Source organism: Mucilaginibacter ginsenosidivorax (assembly GCF_007971525.1).
In the GTDB taxonomy this organism is placed as follows: Bacteria; Bacteroidota; Bacteroidia; order Sphingobacteriales; family Sphingobacteriaceae; genus Mucilaginibacter; species Mucilaginibacter ginsenosidivorax.
Window position 1 is genome coordinate 103,421 of the sequence record NZ_CP042437.1, and the last position, 24,255, is coordinate 127,675.

18 protein-coding genes are annotated in these 24,255 nt (G+C 42.8%); 5 read left to right on the forward strand and 13 right to left on the reverse strand.

Annotated elements, in window-relative coordinates:
* Positions 1-60 precede the first annotated feature (60 nt).
* From FSB76_RS00390 to FSB76_RS00410, 5 genes are all read right to left on the reverse strand, one after another.
* Complete coding sequence (locus FSB76_RS00390) at positions 61-1,167, reverse strand: hypothetical protein (protein WP_225976372.1); 1,107 nt, start codon at positions 1,165-1,167, stop codon at positions 61-63.
* A 97-nt stretch (positions 1,168-1,264) separates the two neighbouring features.
* Positions 1,265-2,080: a hypothetical protein gene (locus tag FSB76_RS00395; RefSeq protein ID WP_147051638.1), complete on the reverse strand. Its 816-nt coding sequence runs from the start codon at positions 2,078-2,080 to the stop codon at positions 1,265-1,267.
* Positions 2,081-2,110: 30 nt separating this feature from the next.
* Positions 2,111-3,664: a phosphatase PAP2 family protein gene (locus FSB76_RS00400; protein ID WP_147051639.1), complete on the reverse strand. Its 1,554-nt coding sequence runs from the start codon at positions 3,662-3,664 to the stop codon at positions 2,111-2,113.
* Between the two features lie 25 nt (positions 3,665-3,689).
* A complete protein-coding gene (locus FSB76_RS00405; RefSeq protein WP_147051640.1) occupies positions 3,690-4,622 on the reverse strand; it encodes a hypothetical protein in 933 nt (310 codons plus the stop codon).
* A gap of 245 nt (positions 4,623-4,867) precedes the next feature.
* On the reverse strand, positions 4,868-5,416 hold the full coding sequence (locus tag FSB76_RS00410; protein WP_147051641.1) for a hypothetical protein: 549 nt from the start codon (positions 5,414-5,416) through the stop codon (positions 4,868-4,870).
* A 258-nt stretch (positions 5,417-5,674) separates the two neighbouring features.
* On the opposite strand from FSB76_RS00410, the gene FSB76_RS00415 reads away from it, so the two are divergent.
* Both FSB76_RS00415 and FSB76_RS00420 read left to right on the forward strand, forming a co-directional pair.
* Positions 5,675-6,262: a TlpA family protein disulfide reductase gene (locus tag FSB76_RS00415; protein WP_147051642.1), complete on the forward strand. Its 588-nt coding sequence runs from the start codon at positions 5,675-5,677 to the stop codon at positions 6,260-6,262.
* Between the two features lie 208 nt (positions 6,263-6,470).
* Complete coding sequence (locus FSB76_RS00420) at positions 6,471-8,027, forward strand: alpha-N-arabinofuranosidase (RefSeq protein WP_147051643.1); 1,557 nt, start codon at positions 6,471-6,473, stop codon at positions 8,025-8,027.
* Between the two features lie 71 nt (positions 8,028-8,098).
* On the opposite strand, the gene FSB76_RS00425 is transcribed toward FSB76_RS00420, so the two are convergent.
* The 3 genes from FSB76_RS00425 to FSB76_RS00435 all read right to left on the reverse strand — a co-directional run bounded on the left by FSB76_RS00425 (position 8,099) and on the right by FSB76_RS00435 (position 10,916).
* Positions 8,099-9,553, reverse strand: a complete 1,455-nt coding sequence (locus FSB76_RS00425; RefSeq protein WP_147051644.1) for a phytoene desaturase family protein — start codon at positions 9,551-9,553, stop codon at positions 8,099-8,101.
* A gap of 65 nt (positions 9,554-9,618) precedes the next feature.
* Complete coding sequence (locus FSB76_RS00430) at positions 9,619-10,236, reverse strand: beta-class carbonic anhydrase (protein WP_147051645.1); 618 nt, start codon at positions 10,234-10,236, stop codon at positions 9,619-9,621.
* A gap of 38 nt (positions 10,237-10,274) precedes the next feature.
* The gene (locus FSB76_RS00435; protein WP_147051646.1) at positions 10,275-10,916 is read right to left on the reverse strand and encodes a peroxiredoxin family protein; all 642 of its coding nucleotides are present in this window, start codon (positions 10,914-10,916) and stop codon (positions 10,275-10,277) included.
* A 421-nt stretch (positions 10,917-11,337) separates the two neighbouring features.
* Between FSB76_RS00435 and FSB76_RS00440 the strand changes: the two genes are divergently transcribed.
* The gene (locus tag FSB76_RS00440; protein ID WP_147051647.1) at positions 11,338-12,990 is read left to right on the forward strand and encodes a L,D-transpeptidase family protein; all 1,653 of its coding nucleotides are present in this window, start codon (positions 11,338-11,340) and stop codon (positions 12,988-12,990) included.
* A gap of 458 nt (positions 12,991-13,448) precedes the next feature.
* Here FSB76_RS00440 and FSB76_RS00445 read toward each other — a convergent pair whose 3' ends face one another.
* From FSB76_RS00445 to FSB76_RS00455, 3 genes are all read right to left on the reverse strand, one after another.
* Positions 13,449-15,731 carry a GH92 family glycosyl hydrolase gene (locus FSB76_RS00445; protein WP_147051648.1) on the reverse strand — a complete coding sequence of 761 codons (2,283 nt, stop codon included), beginning with the start codon at positions 15,729-15,731 and terminating at the stop codon, positions 13,449-13,451.
* Positions 15,732-15,792: 61 nt separating this feature from the next.
* Positions 15,793-17,910, reverse strand: a complete 2,118-nt coding sequence (locus FSB76_RS00450) for an alpha-L-fucosidase (protein WP_147051649.1) — start codon at positions 17,908-17,910, stop codon at positions 15,793-15,795.
* A 9-nt stretch (positions 17,911-17,919) separates the two neighbouring features.
* Entirely contained in the window at positions 17,920-20,217 is a 2,298-nt protein-coding gene (locus FSB76_RS00455) for a family 20 glycosylhydrolase (RefSeq protein WP_147051650.1), read from the reverse strand.
* A 542-nt stretch (positions 20,218-20,759) separates the two neighbouring features.
* Between FSB76_RS00455 and FSB76_RS00460 the strand changes: the two genes are divergently transcribed.
* A complete protein-coding gene (locus FSB76_RS00460) occupies positions 20,760-21,083 on the forward strand; it encodes a hypothetical protein (RefSeq protein ID WP_147051651.1) in 324 nt (107 codons plus the stop codon).
* A 2-nt stretch (positions 21,084-21,085) separates the two neighbouring features.
* Here FSB76_RS00460 and FSB76_RS00465 read toward each other — a convergent pair whose 3' ends face one another.
* On the reverse strand, positions 21,086-21,787 hold the full coding sequence (locus FSB76_RS00465) for a uracil-DNA glycosylase family protein (RefSeq protein WP_147051652.1): 702 nt from the start codon (positions 21,785-21,787) through the stop codon (positions 21,086-21,088).
* Between the two features lie 71 nt (positions 21,788-21,858).
* Between FSB76_RS00465 and FSB76_RS00470 the strand changes: the two genes are divergently transcribed.
* The gene (locus tag FSB76_RS00470) at positions 21,859-22,485 is read left to right on the forward strand and encodes a LysE family translocator (protein ID WP_147051653.1); all 627 of its coding nucleotides are present in this window, start codon (positions 21,859-21,861) and stop codon (positions 22,483-22,485) included.
* Positions 22,486-22,545: 60 nt separating this feature from the next.
* Here the strand turns inward: FSB76_RS00470 and FSB76_RS00475 are convergent, their stop codons facing one another.
* Positions 22,546-24,177, reverse strand: a complete 1,632-nt coding sequence (locus tag FSB76_RS00475) for a carboxylesterase/lipase family protein (protein ID WP_147051654.1) — start codon at positions 24,175-24,177, stop codon at positions 22,546-22,548.
* Positions 24,178-24,255 lie beyond the last annotated feature (78 nt).

The following is a 24,255-nucleotide window of genomic DNA, read 5'->3' on the forward strand; positions in this document are numbered from 1 at the left end:
ATAAAAACAAAAAAGCCGGGGGTCTCAAGCCCGGCTTTTACTTAAACCATTGAATCAACTTTATTTAAACCTGTACGTAATTCCAATATTAACAGCGTAATCGGCAAATGCCGCATCGCCTTGTGTATATGTTCCGGTAAGATCGGTTGAGATTTTATCAGGAACGCTTTGTGTACGTTCGCGACGTAGTGCAACAGGCACAAACGCATAAATAGAAAGTGTTTTTAAACGGAATGTAACCCCAGGCTCGGCCGAAAGGATATTACCCGGCCTTCTGAAACCGTTACTGCCACCTACAAGGTCATGAACAGGTAAGCACTCATAACGTGCGCCTGCCGAAAAATCAAATTTACCTGTACCGTAGCTTGCACCAGCCCTAAGCATAACCTGGTCTGGCACGCTCATAATATCGCTGCCGTTTGCAATGGCTTTGGCACTTGCAGTACCACCGCGGGCTGTTGACACTCCATTTTGCTCGCGTGGGCTCATCAGGTAATAAAAGCCGCCATACACACCAAATTTGTGGGTAAAATTATAATAAGCATTAATTTCGGTTGTGATGCCTGTGCCGCCATCACCCAGCTGAATTGATTGATCAACCGGGCCAAGTACTTTAGCATCGGTTGTACCCTGGTGGTAAAAATAGTCCTGGTAGTTGTATGCACCGGTAGCCAGTTTTAAGCCCAAACCTACCTGGATATTTCCCTTACGGGCTTTAGCGGGGTTTAATAACCATGCATACGCGGTTAACCTAACATCGCCAAGGCCAAATGAATGTGTTTGTAAACGCTCTTTACCGCCATGCTCATATAACGACGAACGGCTGTTATCAACAATTGGTACATCCACCGCAAACGACCAGCGGTTGTTAAAAATACGGGTAAGTGTTATGTCATTGGTGTAAGCATGGTTAATAACATTGGTACCTAAAGCTATACGTTGTTTTTGTTCGGCCGTACCCACAAAATGTTTGTATGATCTGAAATAACGGCTATTGCTATTCAGCAACCAGCTTCCCTCGGCAGCGCTGGCACTATCCGGATGTTCATCCATCGCGCACAAACCACCAGTACTCCTGATGGCCACACAACCCTGGGCGTTTACTTTTGTGGTGGTAAAAAGTGCAAATACAGCTGCTACACAGCTCAATTTTAAAATTAGTTTCATAGTTTTTTTTTGTTTTTATTATTGGTTAGATAATTGAATATCAAGGCCGGGTGATAAAACCCAGCTAAAACCTGCTTTTTACAGGGTATTAGGTTAATTAATTAGTTTGTAAACCGGTCGATTTTTTAAAAGGCCATGATAAAAAACCAGTAGGCGACCGCTTAACAGCAAACCACAGGGATAACAATATCCCATAGCTGCCACCGCGCTCAACCCATTCAAATATTTCGTATTTAGGGTAAAAGAGTTCGCTTGTTATTTTCCAGATGATAAACACCAGCAGGATATTTGCAAAAGGGCGAATAAGTACAGAAAGCGCTGCTAAAACTTCAAAAATGCCAACTATCAGCGCGGTTTTGCCCGGATCGTTAAATCCCAAAGCGCGGTACTGATTAATTAAACCCTGCTTTTGAATAAAGTTTAACCAACCATGGCCCAACAACAGCAGGAATGCAAATAGCTTTAAGTAGTTTAAAACATTTTTTAAAGTAGCAGCATCCAGGTTTACATTATCGTCCATCCGGCTAAACCATTTTTTAAGAGGTATTTTAAAACCACCCTGCATTAGCAGCAGTACAAATGGAGCGCCAAAATTGCCTGCCCTTTCAATAAACTCAGCAAATGGCTCGCCTGACAAGGGGCGCATGGACGCTGTTATTATCCCCCACACTACCAGCCAGCCGGCTACTGCTCTCATTGGATATATTAGCAGCGATAAACCAAACAAAATATCCATCATACCTACATAGGGCATAAGGGTATACGACATATCGTGCCCAATACCAACTACAGCAAAATAGTTACACCATATTTGTTTGGTTATGATGCCAAAAGCACCATGACCTATAAAACACATTGCCGATGCAAACCTTAGCGTGTAGTATATATTTTTATCTGAAATTAAACGCGACATCTTTTTGTATTTTAAAGTCCCCTCTGCTCGTTATAATCCTGCTCCGTCTGCCTTACCCCTGTTAACCGCGTATTGACCCACCGCTTTGCCGGTTACCAAACCAACTTCACAATCGCTGCGGAAGTGGATACCGCCGTACAATCTTGACATGGCAGCGGCCTGCGCCAGATCTGTAAACTTAGTTCCCCTATCGGGTAATAAATAAGTTAACACGGTGGCAGCTGCACCACTAAAGTTAGAGTGCCCCGATGTATAAGCCGGGAAATTTGGCACACCTGTAAGTGTTTTAATCAGCGGATCAACCTGTGAAGGGCGCTGGTTGAAGTAAAAATATTTGGTATCCCAGCACACAATGGCAGCATCCATTTCGGCCATGTTTAACAGCGCAAAATTACGGGCCCAACGCACTTCGCTATAATTTTGTTTCACAAACTCATCGGCGGCAATAGCATTCCAGTGGCCGGCCGGTGTATACGTACCAATACCATCAGCCCAAAAAGCAACCTGCTCTTCATGGGCGCGGCTATGATCTTTGCTCATTGATAATACTTCATCAACCTCTTTCTTATACTCGGCAGAAGTAGATAAATAAGGTGGCGCCGGACGTAATGAAACAACAGTTAACGTATCAAACAAAAATGGAAGTACTTTTGAAAATAAAGGCAACATTGGTGGCCTTTTAGGTGTTTCTAAACTCACCCAAAATTTTCCTGATTCAAATGCTGTGGTCTGTAGCTTTGCCCATACGGTAGCATCGCCAATAGCTTTACCTGCCCTATCGCCGCGGGCGCGTGCTGCAAATAAAGCTGCAACCTGTTTACCTAATGATTCGCCTGCCGTGATCTCGCCACGGGTATTAGCACCTGCCATTATACGGTATTCCTTTTCTTCCTGCGCTTTTTGGTTGATGTAAGCCAATTCGGTAGGGAATAATAATTTCATCAGCTCAACTGTTGTACCGGCAACTACGGCATCTTCACTTGGGTACGATGGCAGCTCTGAAACCGGTACCAAAGCCTGAACCGCAGCATCGTTTTTGTATGGAGCCGTACGTTTATAAGTATTTTTAAAGTGCCATGCAGCCAACAATGCATCATACTGCGCTGCGCTCACGTAAGCATAAGCGCGTGCAGCATATGGCGGGTTTGAGAACGGAAACTCCGGATAATTAAAGGGGTTGGCCGAGTTTGGCGCAGGATAAGTGCCATCGGCATTTTGATATGGCGCAACATTATGTTTGGCAACCAATTGGCGCATAATCTCGTTCCACCTTAAAACAGCACCTGCGCTCCAGTATTTGATAGCAGCTTTTTGGTCATCCGTTAAATTACGTTGCGCTGCTTTAATTTCGTTAATATCTGCAAGGTATGCAGGTGATGTAACTGCATCGGGCGCAGCTACGGTAAGTGTACTAAAATCTTTAACCAGCACGGGTTTCCAGGTATCGGCGTTAAGATCAATATTAGCCGGTGCAAGTGCAGGGTATTGTTGAGTGCGGTCTACAATGTCTTTTTTACAGGATGCGCTGAATATAGCCACGCCTATAAACATTGATGGTATTATATAAAGTAATGATTTTTTCATCAGATTCTATTTTAATTATTAAAAATTATTTCTCTTTCCTGGTATTAAAAATATAGTAAATACCACCGTAGAAACTGCGCGACTGGCCCACGTTTCTGCCTTTCAATACATAGTTACCGCCTGCTGTAAGTTCTAACCCGGGTATCTTGGTAAATGTGTATTTAAGGATAAGGCCCGCAAGCTGCGAATTCATTTTATTACTTGGGAAAGGATTATCATTTTTCCTGATATCAAAGCCACCATGGGTATCAACCTGTGTAAAAGTAGCCTCGGCATTAAATTGAAGGCTCCGGAAACCGGCACTGATTAAGTAATTAGATACATCGGGCATTTGCACCTCGTTGGTGTAATGCATTTCGGTAGTATAATACGAGTTTCTGTCAATAGTGATATTGCTCCTGCGTACATACTGGTAGGCACCGGCCACAAAAAACTGGCTAACCTGGTAATTGAGTAAACCGCGTAAAGCAACATTTTTACTGTGCAAGCCGATGGATAATGGTAAAAAATCAGCCTCGTAATTACTTGCAGGTATGGAGCCTGAAAGGATAGCATGTAAACTCAAAGATCCTTTACCTATCTCATGTTTAACAGCCAGCCATTTTACATATGCACTTACATCCTGTAAATTATGTTCGCCGCGTAAAGTGCCCGCTGATGCATTGGTGCTGATATAAGGCAGCGCAACAGATACGTTGATTTTGTTTGAAAGGCCATAAACAAAGCCCAGCATATAAGCGTTCGAGCTTACGGTACCCAGGTTGGGCGCATCGCGTTTAAAAGTACCTTCCCAATAATGATCCCACTGGCTGTGTGTGTAAACACCTGCGGCGCAAACGTAGTTCTTGGGAATCATCAGCGCGTCGGCATCAGTTTGGGCTTGTACATGTTTAGTTAAAGTAAGGCAAACAGCCAAAACAATACAGCATCTGTAAAAATACAGCAATGAATGTTTCATTCGATTTAAGTAAGGAAATTCAATAAAAATTTAATAATAAACTAACTGATAGAAAATGATTTAAAGCACAACACAATGCGTTAAATATTAATTCAGCATAAAATCGGGAGCTTATAATATGGGTGTTATCAAGATATTGGTTTAAAGCCCTATACAGACTAAAAGAATATGGTAATAACGATAAATCAAACTGCTATTATCATATTGATAAAGAACAATTCAACATTATAATTTATAAGCTATAATTAGCAGGTAAAATTCGGCGGTTTGCCGGGAGATTCGATGTAAGGATCGTTAACATGGTAGGCTATAGGGCTTGCAACGGCTTTAAGCTGTGTTGAAAAGGCAATAAACTGATAGTCTATCACCTGGAAACTATAGTCATTTCCGGTACCCGACTTTTTAAGCGAATCGTGGCCTTTTTTGCTTAGCGGTACGTCATTAATCTCTTTGGCAATTACCAGATTGGCAGATACGAGGCGGGTTTTTACACTATTGGCGATACAAATGAACGACATGGTATCGGGCGACATTTTGTATCTTAAATAATTATAATAAACACCCTTTAATTGCAACTGGCCATTATCCCTAACATAATGATCCCATTTTTTTATACCAGGAAGGTGAACGGGAATTTTGATTTCAACAAGTTTGGTAGCGTCAATCTTATTTTCGTAGATTTCTTTTACTATTTGTACCTCAGATTGGTGTATGAAATACTGAAATACAAACTGGTATCCGCCCAAATTGAACAGATGCACATTAAGTAATAGTATTGCAATAAACCTTTTCACTTTTCCAGATTAACTATTAGGGTAATAATTACCGGTAAATATATTGTTACAATATTATTAAAACAAATAAATTTAAAAATTGTAAGCGGCAAGGTTTTAAACACACATTGATAAATAGATAGCGTAGTTTGTAATAATTACATATTACCACAAATCGCCCTCGTGAGTTGTAAATCCGTGAGATTTTAAATTCAGGATTGACAGGAAAATCTTCTCAATTATTACCTTACTACACCTCATAAGGATTAAATTTATGAAATGATAAACAAAAAACACTTTTCGGCATCGAATATCATATTTGTAGTGCTCATGATATTAGTTGTAATTACCTGGTTAAACCCCAGCGCCAAAGTTGAACTCATACGTGGGCTGATGGCGGTTGGAGCTTTTAAGCCAGACCCTGATGATTATGCCCGTAACCATAAAGAAACTGTAAGCCTTCCGAACTATAGCTACCGGGATGCATCCGGAAATATCATATCCATATCAGGATTGAAAGACAAGGTAGTATTTGTTAATTACTGGGCAACCTGGTGCCCACCCTGCCTTGCTGAAATACCATCAATAAATAAACTTTTCTCGAAGTTTAAAAATAACGCCAATATTGTTTTTTTAATGGTTGATACCGATAACGACTTGTTGAAGTCGGCTGCTTACCTCAAGAACAATCATTACAACCTGCCGTTGTATACATCGGTTAATACGTTTCCGGATGCTTTACTGGATGGTACCATACCAACAACACTAATATTTGGTAAAGACGGCAAGCTAAAATACAAACACACCGGCGCAGCCGATTACGACAGCGATAAATTTAACGAGTTTTTGGAGAAGGAAGCGAAATAGATTTGAGATGTTAGATATGAGATTTGAGACAGGACATGTTAAAAAATATGCTCGGTACTTTACCATGCAAAATGAAAATGTCCTACTAATGAAGCTAAATACCTATTTTAAAGTTTCATCTCATATCTAACATCTCAAATCTTTTTATTGTTAAAAAAACACTTATTAATTATTTTTTCTTTTCTTTACGACATAAACCTGTTATTCCATGAAAAGAAATTTGCTCTCATCACTTGGCGCTGCCGCCTTGTGTTTAATTTCGGTATCCGGCTACAGCCAAACCGGAACGCTCAGTATCAGTACCGATTCAAAAACAACCATCAGCAAGCACATTTACGGCCAATTTGCCGAGCATTTGGGCCACGGCATTTACGGTGGTTTTTGGGTTGATAAAACCCTGCCTGTTAAAAAACAGGACAGAATAAGGCTGGATGTGGTAGAGGCCCTAAAAAAGATAAAAATACCTAACCTGCGCTGGCCTGGCGGATGTTTTGCCGATGAATATCACTGGCGCGATGGCATTGGCCCTACAGCATTGCGCCCCCGCATGGTAAACACCAACTGGGGCGGTACAACCGAAGATAACAGCTTTGGTACGCACGAGTTTTTGGAACTATGCTCGCTGCTTAAATGCGAGCCTTATGTAGCTGGCAACGTTGGTAGCGGCACGGTTGAAGAAATGTCGAAATGGATTGAGTACCTTAACTCAAACAGTACCAGCACCGTGGTTAAAGAACGTATTAAAAACGGGCACCCTGCCCCATATAACGTTACTATTTGGGGTGTAGGCAACGAAAGCTGGGGTTGCGGCGGTAATATGACACCTGAGTATTATGCCGATTTGTTTAAACGCTACGCCGCATTTGCTAAAGACTACCCTGGCGCTAAACTTAAAAAAATTGCCAGCGGACCAAATTCTGACGATTATAATTGGACGGAAGTTTGTATGAAAAACATCCCCAACTGGTTAATGTCGGGTTTGTCATTGCACTATTATACAATACCTACCGGCAACTGGGGTAAAAAAGGATCGGCCACCGAATTTAGCGAGAAAGAATACTTTAACACCATGGTTAACTGCCTTAAAATGGAAGAGCTGGTTACCAAACACTCGGCCATTATGGATAAATATGACCCGGGAAAAAAAGTAGCATTAGTGGTTGACGAGTGGGGTGTTTGGACAGATGTAGAACCAGGTACCAACCCTGGCTTTTTATTCCAGCAAAACAGTCTGCGCGATGCATTAATTGCGGGAACAACACTTAATATTTTCAATAACCACAGTGATCGTGTACGCATGGCAGCTTTGGCGCAAACCGTTAACGTATTGCAATCACTTATTTTAACAGATAAGGAAAAAATAGTGCTTACCCCTACCTATCATATTTTTGATATGTACAAAGTGCACCAGGATGCCAAATACCTCCCTATTAAACTGGATGCACCAAACTACGAGGTTGACGGCAAAAAAATACAGGCTGTAAATGCATCAGCATCGCAAGACAGCACAGGAAAAGTGCATATATCATTGGTTAACCTTGATATGCATAACGCCATAACAATTACTACCGAATTAAAAGACGTAAAATGGAGCACCGTTAAAGGCCAGGTATTAACATCGGCCAATATTACCGACATTAACACTTTTGCAAACCCAAACAAGCTGCACCTGGTAAGCTTTACAGGCGCTAAAAAGGATGGCGATAAACTGGTGGTTACGCTACCCGCAAAATCGGTAGTGACGCTGGAGTTACAGCCCCTCTAAATCTCCCCTGAAGGGGAGACTTTAAAAAAACCTTTTGTTAATAGCAGTAAACCCTTCTTAAGCCCTCCCCTTCAGGGGAGGGTTTGGGTGGGGCTTATCCCCCAGATATCTTTCAACGCCCTCTTAGCCGCGTGATACCCGCACATCCCGTGTACCCCGCCACCCGGAGGCGTAGATGATGAGCAGATGTACAGCCCTTTGGCCGAGGTTTTATAAGGCGAGGCCCTTAACACCGGCCGCGTAAATAACTGGCCGATGTCTATCACACCACCGTTAATGTCGCCACCAATGTAGTTGGGATTATATTCCTCCAGCTGGGCTGTGTTAAAAGTATGCTTAGCCAAAATAGTATCCCTAAAACCAGGCGCAAAACGCTCAACCTGTCGTTCTATAATATCGGTCATATCTTCATTTGAACCATTCGGTACATGGCAATAAGCCCATGCAGTGTGTTTACCAGCCGGTGCCCGCGATGCATCGAAGATACTTTGCTGGGCCAAAAGCACGTAGGGCTTATCCGAATGCCGGCCTTTCCAAATCAGTTCTTCGCCCAGTGCAATTTCGGCAAAGGTGTTACCGATATGAACAGTTCCCGCCCGTTTAACAGCCTCGGTCTTAAACGGTATTGGCGTATCCAAAGCCCAATCTACCTTAAATACCCCGGCGCCGTATCGATAACGCTCCAATTGCCATTTGTATAGGGGAGAAAATTTATGCCCGGCAATTTTTAATAGCTGTTTTGGCGTAATGTCGAATAGAACAGCATGTGATGATGGCAATTGATTTAATGACTCTACATAAAACCCTGTTTTAATTTTACCACCAATGGATGCAAAATACGATGCCAATGCCTTCGCTATTTGCTCCGAGCCGCCTTTTGGCACCGGCCATCCCTTTAAATGCCCCTGCGCCATTAGTACCAGCGCAATAGCAGATGTGGCTACATTGCTTAATGGCTGAATGGAATGCGCTGCCATCCCTGCTAATAAGCCTTTTGCCTCTTTAGTTTTAAATTTTTTAGCTAACCAGGTAGAAGGCGTTATGGCGGGCAGGCCGAATTGTGCCATCAGCAAGGGATGTTTCGGATAATGAAGCGGGCCTAAAACATCGGCGGCAATTAGCGGCCAGTTTTTTACTACAGGCTGCATTAAATCAAGATATGCCTGCTCATCCTTGCCAAGTAACCTGGCGGTTTCCGTTACTGATTTGAACAAAACAGCAGCCGTTCCATCATCAAAAGGATGGGCGGCTGCTGTTTCCGGGAATAGGTATTCGAGGCCATGTTGGCTAAGTGGTAATGTTTCAAAAAAGGGCGATGCAACGGCCAGTGGATGAATGGCCGAACAGATATCGTGCTTAAAACCGGGGAGAGTTAGTTCGGCAGTGCGCAACCCTCCTCCTATTTCTTTTTTACCTTCGAGCAATAAAACAGAAAGTCCGTTTTGCTGTAATAAAATTGCAGCCGCCAATCCGTTTGGCCCCGATCCTACTATTATGGCATCGTAATCGCGCTTTTCAAGCTTCATGTATGGTGCAAAGAGGTGTTGATACCCCTAAGATACCCAAATTAACTATTTTAAGCCGACATTGTTTAGTTTAAAACCTCGCCTGCGTGTGTGGCCTGTGGCACCTCAATCAATTTACCCGATCGTACATCATATATGTAACCATAAATAGGAATGTTCCCTGCTACTAACGGATGATGCCTTATCCGTTCCACATCTTCAATAACGCTTGCTTCAAGATTTTTGAATGTGAGAAATGCGATATGGTTAGCTTCGTCAGATCCGCCATTTTCATCAGTATTGCGCCAGCCATTTTCGTCGATAGTAGCGGTATTCAAACTTTTGGAGAGCAAACCACGAATTATATCGTCGGTAAACAGGCCCATACCGCAATCGGTATGGTGTATCACAAACCATTCTTTTGTGCCCAATAGTTTATGCGATATCACCAATGAACGGATAGCATCGTCGCTTGCCCGGCCACCTGCGTTACGGATTACATGTGCATCGCCTTCGGCAAGGCCTGCGTATTTAGCAGGATCAAGGCGGGCATCCATACAGGTTAAAATGGCAAACTGGCGTGCCGGCGGTATAGTAAGGTTGCCCTTATCGCCAAAATGTTTTACATATTCATCGTTAGCTTTTAGTACCTGCCTGTGTACTTTGCTTTTTACTTGCTGAAGCTCATCAATTACGTTTGACATAGTTTAATATTTTTGTGAATAAACTTCGTTTTTAATTATTAGGCTGATTTCCTGCTGTTAGCTATCAACGATGATTCGTAAACCGATGTAATGATAGCTTCACCATTGAAAGTTCCTAAAAAGTCAAGATCAATATGATTGTAAATCACTTGTTTATTGGCATCAACAATATAGGTGGCCAGTAAAGGCACATTAACATCAATACCAGAAAAGCGATTCCAAACCGGGTCGTTATCAGAGTAAACCCTGAATGTTTGGGCTATATTTTTCTCCTCGTCATGATAAAAATTAAGGGTAAAACTATTTTCCCAGGCTTGTTTCGCCAACTCGTCGGTCCGTTCATCGCTGATAATTAATAAACTTCCTCCATTTGCCCTTATTTCCTGTTGGATGTTGTTTAACTGTTTTAGCAATTCAAAGCCCTGCTCTTTCCAGTGATGGGAGTAAAATGCAATCACTAAGGGCTTTTTTAACAGCTGCCTTAAAGCAATTGGCCCATGGGTTTGCGCACCATTAAAAAACGATTGCCAACGGGTATAATCATTGGAAAACTTTAAATCGGGAATATAATTACCTGCTTTTACGGGTTGCAAAGCGCAGTATGGTTTAAAAGCAATATCATGATCAGGAACAATTTCTGAAAGATCGAAAAACGGGTATTTATTAGTGGCAGTTGACATTTTTGTAGTGTTATTGATGGTATTTAAATTAGTTCATTTGAGCAGATGGATTAAATTTCACCTTCAACAACGGCATAAGCCGTAAATGATTTGCCTGTAATGCAACGCACTATTAAAAAATAGTCTCTTTAAATAATTTGTCGGGTAAGCGTTCATAAAATATATTAAATAACAAGGTCAGTAAACTTTTGGGGTGATGCGCGGTTTTAAGAGAGAGAAACTCAACAGCAGCAACACATACACATAATCCCTCTTAAATCGTGGAGATTTAAAAAGTTATTTGATTTGTATTTTGTGGTGTTGCTTAACATGCCTTTGAATTAACGAAACAAATATACTATAAAGTCTATGTAATTAGTATACATTTTTATAAATATTTTTATTCTTCTTTTAGTTATTTAACTTACCAATAAAAACATACATGTTAAAAGGCGTTTGCAAATACATTTCCGTAGCACTTATCCCACTCATATACATACCATTAGGCTGCAATCACGGGGGTAGAAACCGCCAACAGACTACTGCTGACTCACTGAAGAAAAAGGCCGTTAAGGAATGGAACAAAACAATCCCCGGCAGTTTCAGCGATCAAACCGAAGCTACCTTTGATAGCACGCTGCTTGTCACTTTCCTAAAAACTCATCCTGCGTTTGCGCCTTATACTAAGGATATTAACCAGTTTTACAACAAGCGCAAATTTGCTTATGCCTGGTATAATAACGGAAAGCTGATTGAACAGGCCGGAAATTTAGCCGACAGGCTTGGTAATTTGCAAAATGAGGGTATTTACAAAGCCGTCCCCTACCCCAAGGCGTTGGATTCGTTAATATTTTCGCCTACCGATAAAACATCGAAATCCAACATTGCAACAGAGTTAATGCTTACTGCACAATATTTTGTATTCTCAAAGCTGGCCTTCCAGGGCATGAGCGATTCTACCAGCAAAGCTGTTAACTGGTTTTTGCCCCGTAAAAAAATATCCTACAACGATTATCTGGATACTTTATTAAAACAAACCGGCAAAGCCGGCAGCACCTTGTCGGAACCTGTTTACAGGCAGTATGATTTGCTGAAAGCCTATCTTGCCACGTACCGGGCTTTAGATGCCAAAGAAAAATGGGGCACTATTCCGTCGGCCAAAGGTATAAAACCGGGAGACTCGTCGGCGATTATTCCGCAGATAAGAACGCGGCTTTATAAGTTGGGAGATTTTAAAGGCGACACGCTGAGCAATGTTTTTGATGATGCTTTGCAACAAGCCATAAACCGGTTTCAATTAAGGCACGGCTTAACTGCCGATGGTTTGCCGGGGCCGGGGACTCTCGCCGAGATGAATGTGCCGTTAAAAAAACGCATCAGGCAAATTATTGTGAACATGGAACGATGCCGCTGGCTCCCGGTGAGTTTAAACAGCGACTACCTGGCAGTAAATATCCCCGAGTTTAAGCTGCACGTTTATCACGCCGACAGCTTGCTATGGACCTGTAATGTGGTTGTAGGCCAAAAGGTGCATCAAACAGTTATATTTTATGGCCAAATGCAATACGTGGTATTTAGCCCGTACTGGAACGTGCCTGAAAGCATTGTGCGAAACGAGGTTTTACCCGAAATGCGAAAAAACGTCAATTATATCGGCAAGCACAATATGATAATTACCGGCCGCGAGAATGGTTTGCCTGTAATTAAACAAAAGCCAGGCCCCGAGAACTCCTTAGGACTTGTAAAATTTTTGTTCCCGAATAGTTATAATATTTATTTGCATGATACGCCATCCCGATCATTATTTGGCGAATCTTCAAGGGCGTTTAGTCACGGCTGCATCCGGGTTGGTGAACCAGCCAGGCTTGCCGCTTTTCTGTTGAAGTATGATACCACCTGGACCGCCGCTAAGATTAACAAGGCAATGCATTTGGGCAAAGAACAAACTATAACGCTAAAGCAGAAAGTGCCCGTGTTTATCGCCTACTTCACCGCTTTTACCGACAGGGATAACAAGCTGAATTTTCGCCAGGATATTTATGACAGGGATGAACAACTGGCGTCGATGATATTATCGGGAAATGGAAAGTATTAGAGAGAATTTTAATTTACAAAACAAAAAAACGTCATTAGTATCCATCAGGTAAAAACCGAAAAAATCGTTACGACCTGTAAAGAAAGACAGTGAAATCAATGTACTAAACTCCCGTCATTGCTTCGTACCTCATAATGACATAAATGTAAGTTATTGATTATCAATAATGTTTTTTTTTAAATTTTCAACGTAGAGACGCATAATTGCGTCTCCCGCGTGCAAATCACACATGCAAATTGATCTTGCAAATCGGCCTTGCAAATCCTGAATATCCTGCGGGAGACGCAATTATGCGTCTCTACAACAGCCCCATTTGCAGCAATGTCGTTACTGTTTTTTCCAGGATTATCCTGGTAGTTATTCGCAATGACGGATATTTAATGCTGACAGTCAGTAATTTACAAGCACGTCATTATAAGACACGAAGCAATGACGCGATTATATGATAATAACTACTTCTACTTCAACACCGATACCGCTTTATTGGCATCCCCAACTCCCCAAACTGTACCGGGCTTATCGCCCATGGTTATTTCCAGTTCGCCGCCAGCCATCAGGGTTTTGTGCGAAAAATAGGTTTTGGTATAGTTTACACCGTTCAGTTTCATGGCGTTGATATACATGTTTTTAGGCCCGTTATTTTTTACCACAACGTGAAATGTTTTATTTCCCTGTAGTTTCAGCGTTGCCTCGGTGATTACCGGGCTGCCAAAAACGTACAGGCCATTTGCCGGGTTAACGGGGTAAAAGCCAAGGGCCGATAATACGTACCAGGCCGACATCTGGCCAACATCTTCATTACCGATAATACCGTCGGTTTTAGTGGTGTAAAAGTCATCAAGGATATAACGCACTTTAGCGGCAGTTTTCCATGGCTGGCCCGAGTAATCATAGTAGTAGGCCATTGGGTGCCCTGGCTCGTTGCCATGCGCATACTGCCCAATTAACCCCGAAACATCAGGCGATTTAAATTTACCCATATCTCCCTCGGCAATAAATAACGAATCGAGCTTGATATTAAATTTGTCTTTGCCGCCCAGCAAATTAATTAATCCTTCCACATCCTGAGGTACCAGGAAAGTATATTCCCAGCCATTGCCTTCGGTAAAGTCGCCGGTTTCATGAATCGAGATGAATGGGCTGTATGGCGTGCGCCATGAATTATCGGCTAAACGGCCACGCATAAACCCGGCTTTAGGGTCGTAGTAGTTTTTGTAGTATTTACCGCGCTTGCTAAAGTATTCATAATCGGCAGTTTTACCCAGTTTTTTGGCAACCTGTGCAAGACACCAATCGTCAATGGCATATTCCAAACCCATCGAAACAGATTCGGCCGTACTATCTGCAGGAATAAAACCCAGTTTTTTAACAAATTTAACGCCGCGCGCGTCCTGCATGGCGGTGGTTTTCATAGCCTCATAAGCCAGGTTAGCATCAAAACCTTTGTAGCCTTTCAGCAATGCATCGGCAACAACAGGTACCGCGCTGTAACCAACCATACAATTAGTCTCGTTGGCCATTAAATGCCAGGTTGGCAAAGTGCCCTGCTGCTGGTAAATAGCCAGCATCGAGTTTATCATATCATTGGTATGCTCCGGGTGGATGATGGTTGACAGTGGGTTATTAGACCTGTAAGTATCCCATAAGGAAAATGTAGTTACATTATTAAATCCAACATTTTTATGCACCTTTTTATCGGTACCCCAATATTCGCCGTTTACATCATTAAATATAGATGGCGCTACCATAGAGTGGTAGAAAGCGGTGTAAAACTTTTTCAATATCGACAATGAATCAGCTTTAATATTGATTTTGCCTAATTGCGCATTCCAGGCCTGGTCTGCCTGGCTAACAACTTTTGCAAAATCCCAGCCAGGTATTTCGGCTTTAATGTTCAGCATGGCATTGGCCGAGCTTACCGGCGAAATACCAACTTTAGCGTATACAACCTCGCCCTTTGAGGTAGCAAAACTGATAACACCCTTAATTTTTGCTCCTTTTAACTTGGTACCGATGGCTTTTGCTGTACTATCGTAAACCGCGAATTTTTCTATCGGTTTTGAGAAAACGGCGGTAAAGTAAATACGCTGATCAGCCGCCCATCCTTTCGAAAAACGATACCCGCTGATGGTATACTTATCTTCCTGCTTAATGTAGGTTTCGTACGATCTGTCCCAACCGATGCCTTCCTGTAAGTCAATCACAATATGCGCATCTTTTGATGTTGGGAACGTGTATTTGTGCATCCCCACCCTGGTAGTGGCTGTAAGCTCGACGCCGATATCGTAGCGTTTTAACTTAACCTTATAGTAGCCGGGCTTCACAACTTCGTCCTTGTGGCTAAAAAGTGAAACATATCCATCTTGCATATCTTTCAAACTGCCTTTGTAGGTTTTGATAGCCCCGGTGGTTGGCATAAAAGAAATATCGCCCAAATCGCCGATACCGGTACCGCTTAAGTGGGTATGCTGAAAACCAATAATAGTTGAATCGGAAATATGGTAGCCCGAGCACCAATCCCACCCTTCAGACAGGTTAGTTGGCCCTAATTGCACTGCGCCAAAAGGAACGTTTGCCCCAACAAACACATGCCCGTGAAAACCGGTACCGATATAAGGATCGACGTATTTGGTAAAAGACACAGGTGCAATACCTGTCGTTTTTTTAGCTTTTGGTGCCTGGCCAAATGCGGTCACTGTTAAAACTGCCAGCATCCCGGCTAAGAAGGTCGTTTTTTTCATTTGTAATGTGTAGAATGTATTCCGGTTTGCTCAAACATACGCCCGGCCATATAATAGATAATTAATAAACGCTTAATTCTGCAACGGTAATGCCATTGCCTGTTATAACATGTTCAGCCTCAAATTTAAAATACCTGGCGCTTACGGGGTTGCTTAAAACAACCGGCTGCTCAATCGGGTTCGATTTAATATTAGAGAATTCCCCCGAAGCCACTTTCACCCATTCTTTGCCATCCAGGCTTGTATAAAATGCATACCGGTCAACAATACCATCGGCCTGCTTATCCTGCCTTGGTAAATATCCAAATGCTTTAATTTGGTGCGACACCCCCATATCAATAGTTATTTGCTGCGGAAATTTTGTATCACTCTTGCTTAATGTGCTGTATAACGTACCGGTATGCTCATCAACTGCATTTTCGCCCCGGTTGCCACCATCATTTGCTGCAGTCGCATCAATGATTTTCCAATCTGCTTTGGCATAGCCAAATGAGGCAAAAGCAACATCGCTTTTCTGCCCCTTGCCTTCAAAGCTACGTGCTTTAACAATCCCTCCGTTGGCCAATAAAACCGGTTCCTTGTAAACCGGCGAAGTAAACGTTGGTTCCTGTCCGTTCAAAGTATACCTTATGGCACTCACCGGCGCTTCGGTTGTTATGCTTACCTCGCCTTTTTTGTTCCGGGTAATTTTAGGAGCAGTTAAATGCACGGGCTCTTTAAACAGTCCAAAATCGCTAAGCGCAATGGCAACCGGCGATTTGGTTATTCTTAACCTTAATTTACTTGCCGTAATATTTTGAGTTAAGCGGATTAGCCTGTTACCGCCTATACTGGTAGCGGCGCCAATTTGTTGCCATTTGCCGTTCTCAAAAGCATCCACCTCAAAAGCTTCTATCCGCTGGCCTAACTTAATATTTTCGCGTACGCGGATAACGTTGAATGTTTTTGGCGTGTGCAGATCGATAGTTAAACTGGGCATGGTTACTTTATCATCGGTAGCCCAATAACTATACCTATCATTATCTAACAAAAGCTGCGGACCAAAGCTTAATTTATTGCCACCACGGATATTACTCGCGGTAACGGTAGCGCCTTTTGCCAGGTTAACTGCAAAGGTTTGTTTTAACAGGTTGCCAAATTGGGTAAGCGATTTAACATCTATCTCATTTACAATTCCGCGTGGGTCGGGCGATAAGCCCAGGTCAAGCGCGGCGCCGCGACCTACACTTTTGTAATACAGATCAAGCAAAGTATAGGGCGATTTTACCCCATCATCCTGTGTTTTGTGGTAAAACCAACCTGGCCGTAAAGATACATCGCATTCTGCGGGCATCCAGAAATCGCCATTGCGGGTGCCTTCTGTTCCTTCATAATCTTTTACGAAGCCATTGCCTGGTTTTTTGCCCTCTACAGGGGCATGTGGTGTATAAGTGGCCCAGCAGGTTTCGCCGGCATGGCCTTCTTCGTTACCCACCCAGCGTACATCCGGCCCAACATCACCGAAAATAACGGCGTTCGGTTGCAATTTACGGGTAATTGCCCAGGTGGTATCCCAACCATAATAGGTAGACCTGTCGATATGCCTTACCTCTCTCTTGCCGCCATAGTAGCCATCGCCACCGTTGGCACCATCGTGCCATGATATAAACAGCGGGCCGTAGTTGGTATATAACTCGCGCAATTGCTCGCGGTATATTTTGATATATTCATCCGTTCCATAATTAGGGTTATTCCTGTCCCAGGGCGAGCAATATACCCCTAACTGCATTCCTAATTTATCGCAGGCCTCGCGGTACTCTTTCAAAATATCGCCTTTGCCATTTTTATACGGGCTTTTGGATATGTTATGCTCGGTGGTTTTAGTTGGCCAAAGGCAAAAGCCATCGTGGTGCTTGGCAACCACTACAACGCCTTTAAAGCCGCCGGCTTTGGCAGCCCCTACAATTTGCATGGCACTAAACTGCGATGGATTAATGAGCTTTGGGTCTTCATCCCCATAACCCCACTCCTTATCGGTATAAACATCAACACCATAATGGATAATGCAATACATACCCATTTCCTGCCAGTTTAGCTGACCTTTTGTTGGTAGCGGACCGTACGGCTTCGGTGCCGCCTGGCTAAATGCTTTTAGGCCGATGGCCAACAACAGTAATATGATACCTGTAACCTTTTTCATGAATACATTTTAATTTTTAAACCAACCAGCCGGCACATCCTGCGGTACCGAGCCATTAACACTATACTTTAGGCCCAGCTTAAAGCCGCCGCCGCCCTCAATAAAATCAAGCTGAAAAGGGTGTGCCCCCATTTTTAAGGCCACCTGCCCGCTGCGTTCCTGGGCCGAATGGTTTCCATCGTTATTGACAACCATATTGGGGCCTATTTTTAACACTCCGCCATCATCGCAGGTTAAATAAAAGCTGTAAATGCCATCGGCGGGTACATCAATATAACCTTTATAGGTAATACCAAATGATGGCGCTTTTACAGTTGCAGGTACTTCAATTTTATCCGTAGTAAAAGTACTATCAACTTTAGCATCCTTCATAAAAGTTGTTGCTTTAAAGTAAGCTTTGTAATAAGTACAAGCCAGGCCGGGTTTTGGCGGCGCTATTTTTACCGGGCCAAGCATTTGTTGCTGGGTATAATTCAGGTTGTAAACATCGCCACGGGTGCCATTTGGAGTAAATGCGGCAACCCTTATTAGTTGAGATTTTTTGATAACCAATGGCGTCGGCAATACTGCTGACCCTACACCGGGCAAGGATCCATCGGTAGTGTAACGGATGGTTAAAGTTGACAAAGGCGATGCAATACTTAATTTGCCCTCATCGGTAAATACATATTCGTTTAGCAGGCCCGGCAAATCCGGCAGGCGATAATTTATCCCCATGGCATCCATCCTGCTATATTGACGGACCAGGCGTTGCAGGTACGATTGGTATTTATCGGGCTGATTTGTCCAAAGCATTTCGGCAAGGGCAGTCATCCGGGGCATGGCCATATAATCGGCCCGGCGCTCGGATGGAATCTGCTCTGTCCAAATGTTGGCCTGGGCACCAATAATTGATTTGGCCTCCTGTGCGTTTAGCACTTTGGGGATTGGATTAAAATGATATACCCGATCAACAGCATACTGGTCGGGCTGATTGTCAAAATATAACGGCTCGCCTGGTGTCATAATCACGGTATTGCCGTTTTTAACGGCCTCAACCGGGGCTTTGGGTACCCATCCGCGCCAATACATCACTATGGCTGTTGGGCTAATGCCGCCTTCAATAATTTCGTCCCATCCTATGAGTTTCCGGCCTTTGGAGTTAAAGAATTTCTCCATCCGGTTAATAAAATAGCTTTGCAGGGCTGCCAGGTCTTTTATTCCTTCTTTCTCCATCAAAGCCTTGCAGGCGTCAGATTTACCCCAATCGGTACGGTCAACTTCATCGCCGCCTATGTGGATATATTTGGATGGGAAAATATCCATAATCTCGGTAAATACATTTTGCGCAAACTCAAAAGTAGTTTCGTTACAAGGACAAATAGGCTTGGTAAACAGGGCTCCCCATTTATTCTCGCCATTGCAGGTTAAAAATGGATAAGAGTTTATGGCAGCCATCATGTGGCCGGGCATATCAATCTCTGGTATAATATCAATATGCCTTGCCGCCGCGTAGGCTACTATACCTTTCATTTCCTGCTGGGTGTAAAAACCGCCATAAAGTGTTTTACCATCGCGCTGGATGATATGTTCTTTATCAATCACAAAATCGGGATTATCCTTTGAACGTTTCATGCACATCGAATCCTGGTTGTTGAATGTACGCCAAGCACCCTCTTCAGTCAATTTGGGATATTTTTTTATTTCAATCCGCCAGCCCTGGTCGTCGGTCAGGTGCAGGTGCAGCTTGTTCATTTTGTAAAGTGCCATCCTGTCGATAAACTTTTTCAGGTAGCTTATAGAAAAGAAATGTCGCGAAACATCCAGGTGCATACCGCGCCACTCATAAGCTGGCTCATCTTCGATGGTTAGCACCGGCAAAACTAACTTTTTGCTTGCGATGCCTTTTTCTATCGACGCCGGCAATAGTTGCCTGATAGTTTCGATTGCGTGAAAGACACCGGCACCGGAGTTAGCTAAAATTTCGACATGATTTGGCTTGATGGTAAGCCGGTAGCTTTCTGATGCTGTTATATCGGCGCTTTTTATAATGCTTATAGCCGCCGCGGATTGACTTTTAGCTGGTGTTAACTTTTGTCCAAGTCCTTTTGCTAAAAGAGCAGCGAGTTCTTTAGCCTCGCTCTTAAATGCCTCCCCGCTCACAGTGGTTCGCGGTGTTATCGCAAATAATCCTTTACCCGGTATTAATTTTGTGGGATAAGGTATCAGGGGAAATTTGGCTGCGTCCTGAGCGTTTGCGCTAAACCATGAAAACAAAAGTGGGATCGCCAGCCTGATGCCGGCATTTTTTCTTAAAAAAGCTATCATTGATAGTTTAAATTTTGAGTAATATTTTTCTGAAATTATTAGTCCCCAATTATCCGTTACAATGCTATCAGTTAAAGAATCGACAGGGGAGCAGAACATTTGTAGCACTTTAATTTAACATTTTTGCGTGCCGTGGTACGCTACATAGGTTCCGTACCTGCGGCACGGAGCGTTATTTTTCTTTTTTTCTACAAATGTTATACCCCTACGGGGTTGCAAGTGATTAACTTAACAGCATTGTTTCGCCCACCTAAACAAAGTTATGATAAACATTGCTTTTAATATCTCTTAGCGACCGATTTCAATAATTTTATAAACATATTAAACTTTTTAATTTTGTTAAAGAAGTTGAAAAAAACATAAACACGAATTGCAGTAATTAAAGCGAATTAGCACAAACATTGGTTTTCAAGTCGACGAATTAATTGTCCCAAATAACGAGTTTAAAATTTAGCGGACTATGCAAATTCGTGACATTCGATTCAATTCGTACAATTAGTGTGTACTCAAAACATTTATCCAACCTGCCTGTTTGCTTACTTATGATAACCAGCGGCGTAACATTCGGTATTAATAAAGCAGACGGGAGCCATATTATTATTGCTATCGACCCGGCAAATACCAATAAGATTAACGAAAACAACAGTGGAACCTATAAACTATACAAAGACATAGATAGTTCCAAAACTTTTGACAAGGGATATCTGGGCGCTATTTTTTTGGATGATACTGAGCCAGGGTATCATTACTCCGGTGGTACCGAGCTTACCGATTTTGAGTTGAAACAACTGGCCGGATTGATAAGGAATTATCATGCCACAGGCCGGGAGTTTGACGATCATAAACGCGATATCAGCACCAAATAGCTTTAAGGAATAACAACCGCATTAAAAGCCTTCAGGTATTTCGCAATATAATCCTGCTTTGTTTTTGATTTGTATTGCATAATAAAACGGGGATGCTCCAACGCCACAACCTGTTTAAAAAACCGGTGCTCGTCATTAAGCTTGCGTAAAAAGGCTTCATTTTTACCTGTACCAAAGCAAAAACAAACATCGGTTTCAAAACCTATAGCAATTTGTTTTTTAATATTTTCTACGATGAAAGGGTACACTGCTTTTGTTAACTCCGGGGTATCGTAGTAATTATAGTTTATCTCTTTACCTTTTGGGCCGGTTATGGTAAAGCCCAGCGGACAAACGGAATGAATATAAAATTGCTGATAAAACCGTTCAATCCCGCCAAATGCTTCAATCATATCATAAACATATTCTGATGATGGTTCATGAGTTATAGGGCCGATATAGGGTATCTGGCATTTACTAATCATTCGTTTAGGGTCAGTAAAGGATACCCCCGTCATACCCGAGCCAAAACGCCCCGGATTTATCCCTAATACCAAATGGCGGGGATGATTATCGCTGTAATACTTACCGTAAAACCGGGTAGATACATCCAATGCAAAATCGTTGTCTCTAAAGGGGTTCATGATGCTTACCCCGGGCGGCAGTTTTCCGGTATATTCCAGTTGTTGGTTAAAGGTGATGATCCTGTCGGCGAAAGTGTCCATTTGGTAAAATTAACAAAAGCACAAAGCTTACCGCAAAGCAATTTTGTTATAATGTTATTAGTTTTGTACCTATGGGCATTATAAATTTCAGTACATTCCTGGTCACATCTTTCCTTTTCATCATCTCACCGGGTATCGATACCATTTTCGTGCTTAACAAATCAATCGCCCAGGGCAAAAAGGCCGGCGTTTATGCAACGCTGGGTATCACTACGGGAGTGCTTGTACATACTACGCTGGCTGCTTTTGGTTTGTCGTTAATATTATCACAGTCGGCAATGGCTTTCAGCTTTGTAAAATACATCGGCGCTGCCTACCTGGTTTACCTTGGCATCAGTAAGTTTTTTTCAAAAGAGGAAATTTTAAAACGGGATGTGGCTATAGTGTTAGAGCCTATGCGTAAAACTTATTTATCTGCTGTGTTAACAAACACCCTTAACCCAAAAGTTGCCCTATTTTTCCTGGCATTTTTTCCGCAATTCATCCATCCGGCGCAAATTCACAATGCCTTGCCCTTTGTTTTACTTGGTATAACTTATGCGCTAATGGGTTTAGCATGGTTTGCTGTACTCACATTTTTTGCCGGCTCATTATCAGGCAGGCTAAAAAAGCAGCCTTTATTTAGTATTTGGCTTAATAAATTTTCGGCAGTTGTTTTTGTGCTGATGGGAATTAAAATAGCATTTACCAAAAGGTAAAACAAAAAAAGTCCCGGCTACTTTACAGCAGCCAGGACAATTCAAATCACCTTAAAAATCTTACTTCATATATTCATTATCCAGAAACAAATACCTTGCCCTGTCGTTTTCTGTTTTTTGTTCGCTTTTTACGTCGATGACCATAAACTTAACGGGGCTTTTACCCGCTGTGTTGGCATCCCATTTTGGTAAGCCGGCGCCGTTTGGATTGTAATTTTTAATAAAATTAGCAAAATAGCTCTCCATAGTTTCCGATACTTTAAAGTCATCAGGTGTCCAGGCGTAAACTTTATTTCCGGCCAGGTTACCCATGGCATACTCAATTTCGGATGCATGCGATGCACCAACTGCCGCAGGCATTTTAGGCATAGCCATGCCACCGTTATTTTTCACCACACCACCGGCAAGCCCTGGGGCGGCGTTGCCCATTTGTGCCGTCATCGCCGGGCGGATACGCGAAAAGCAGTAACGATAAACAGATTTGCCACCTGTTTTTATTTGCAGATCGGCCCATTTCCAGGTGCTGTACACGATAAAACGATCGCTTGACAAGGCTGTTGCCGATTTTATAACTTCTTCGTCTGTAGTTGCGGGGTAAAGTTTCATTACTTCGCCGGCTTTATCGCCATATAAAGTATTTAATGCTTTTTTGTAATTATCCAGCGTTGGCGCATCAGCACGCATTACAAACTGGTAAGGCACTTCGGCCGAGTTCCATCCTACCAGCATTGGGATTTTTGCCTGTTCGCCCGCTTCAAAAATTTCGGGCAGCGATTTCGGCAGCAAATATCCATCAATGGTTGGCGTATTGGGGGTTGCATTTGCGCTGTAGGCTGCACTTAACAAATCGGCCGCTGATAGCGCCCTTAAAGCAGCTATCGATCCGGCTTTCATGTTTTCGGCAAATTTTGCCCCGTTCTTTTCGGCATCAGCCAATGGGATAGAATTTAAAGTGGGCTTAATGCCGGCACCGCTCTCTCCTATCGCAGCGTTAATTAAGTTTTTTGATAGCGGGGACGCCATTTGTATTGACACGGATATTGACCCGGCCGATTCGCCTGCAATCGTAACATGGTCGGGGTCGCCGCCAAATTTGGCTATATTCTTTTTCACCCATTCCAACGCGGCATGCTGATCGAGGTAACCATAATTACCTGATGAATGGTTTGGCGATTCGGCAGTTAGCTCGGGATGTGAAAAGAACCCGAATATGCCCAAACGGTAATTCACTGTTAATGCCACAATCCCCCGTTTGGCCATGCTTTCGCCGTCATAGCGCGATTCGGACCCATCACCTGCAACCAAGCCGCCTCCATAAAAATAAACTAATACCGGCAGCTTTTCTTTCATGGTTTTAGCAGGTGTCCAAACGTTAAGATAAAGACAATCCTCGCTCATCCCCGATGACCGGAAATTCATATCGCCAAAAACCGGCCGCTGCATGGGGTTGCTCCCAAAATGATCAGCTTTTAAAACGCCCGTCCAGTTTTTTGCGGGTTGCGGCTCTTTCCAGCGCAAATCGCCCACGGGTGGCTGCGCAAATGGGATGCCCTTAAAAATAGTAACGGGCGAACCGGCCTCTTTTACCCCTTCAAGCGTACCGTTCTCGATAGTCACCTGGTTTGTTTGTGCAATTACCTTCATGGTAGCTAACTGCACCAGCAGCAATACTGCTAAAAATGGTTTCCTCATGTGGTTTATAATTGGTTATTGGGAATTAATACAACTTATAGATTATTATTGTATCATTATGTTACAATAATAATTAAT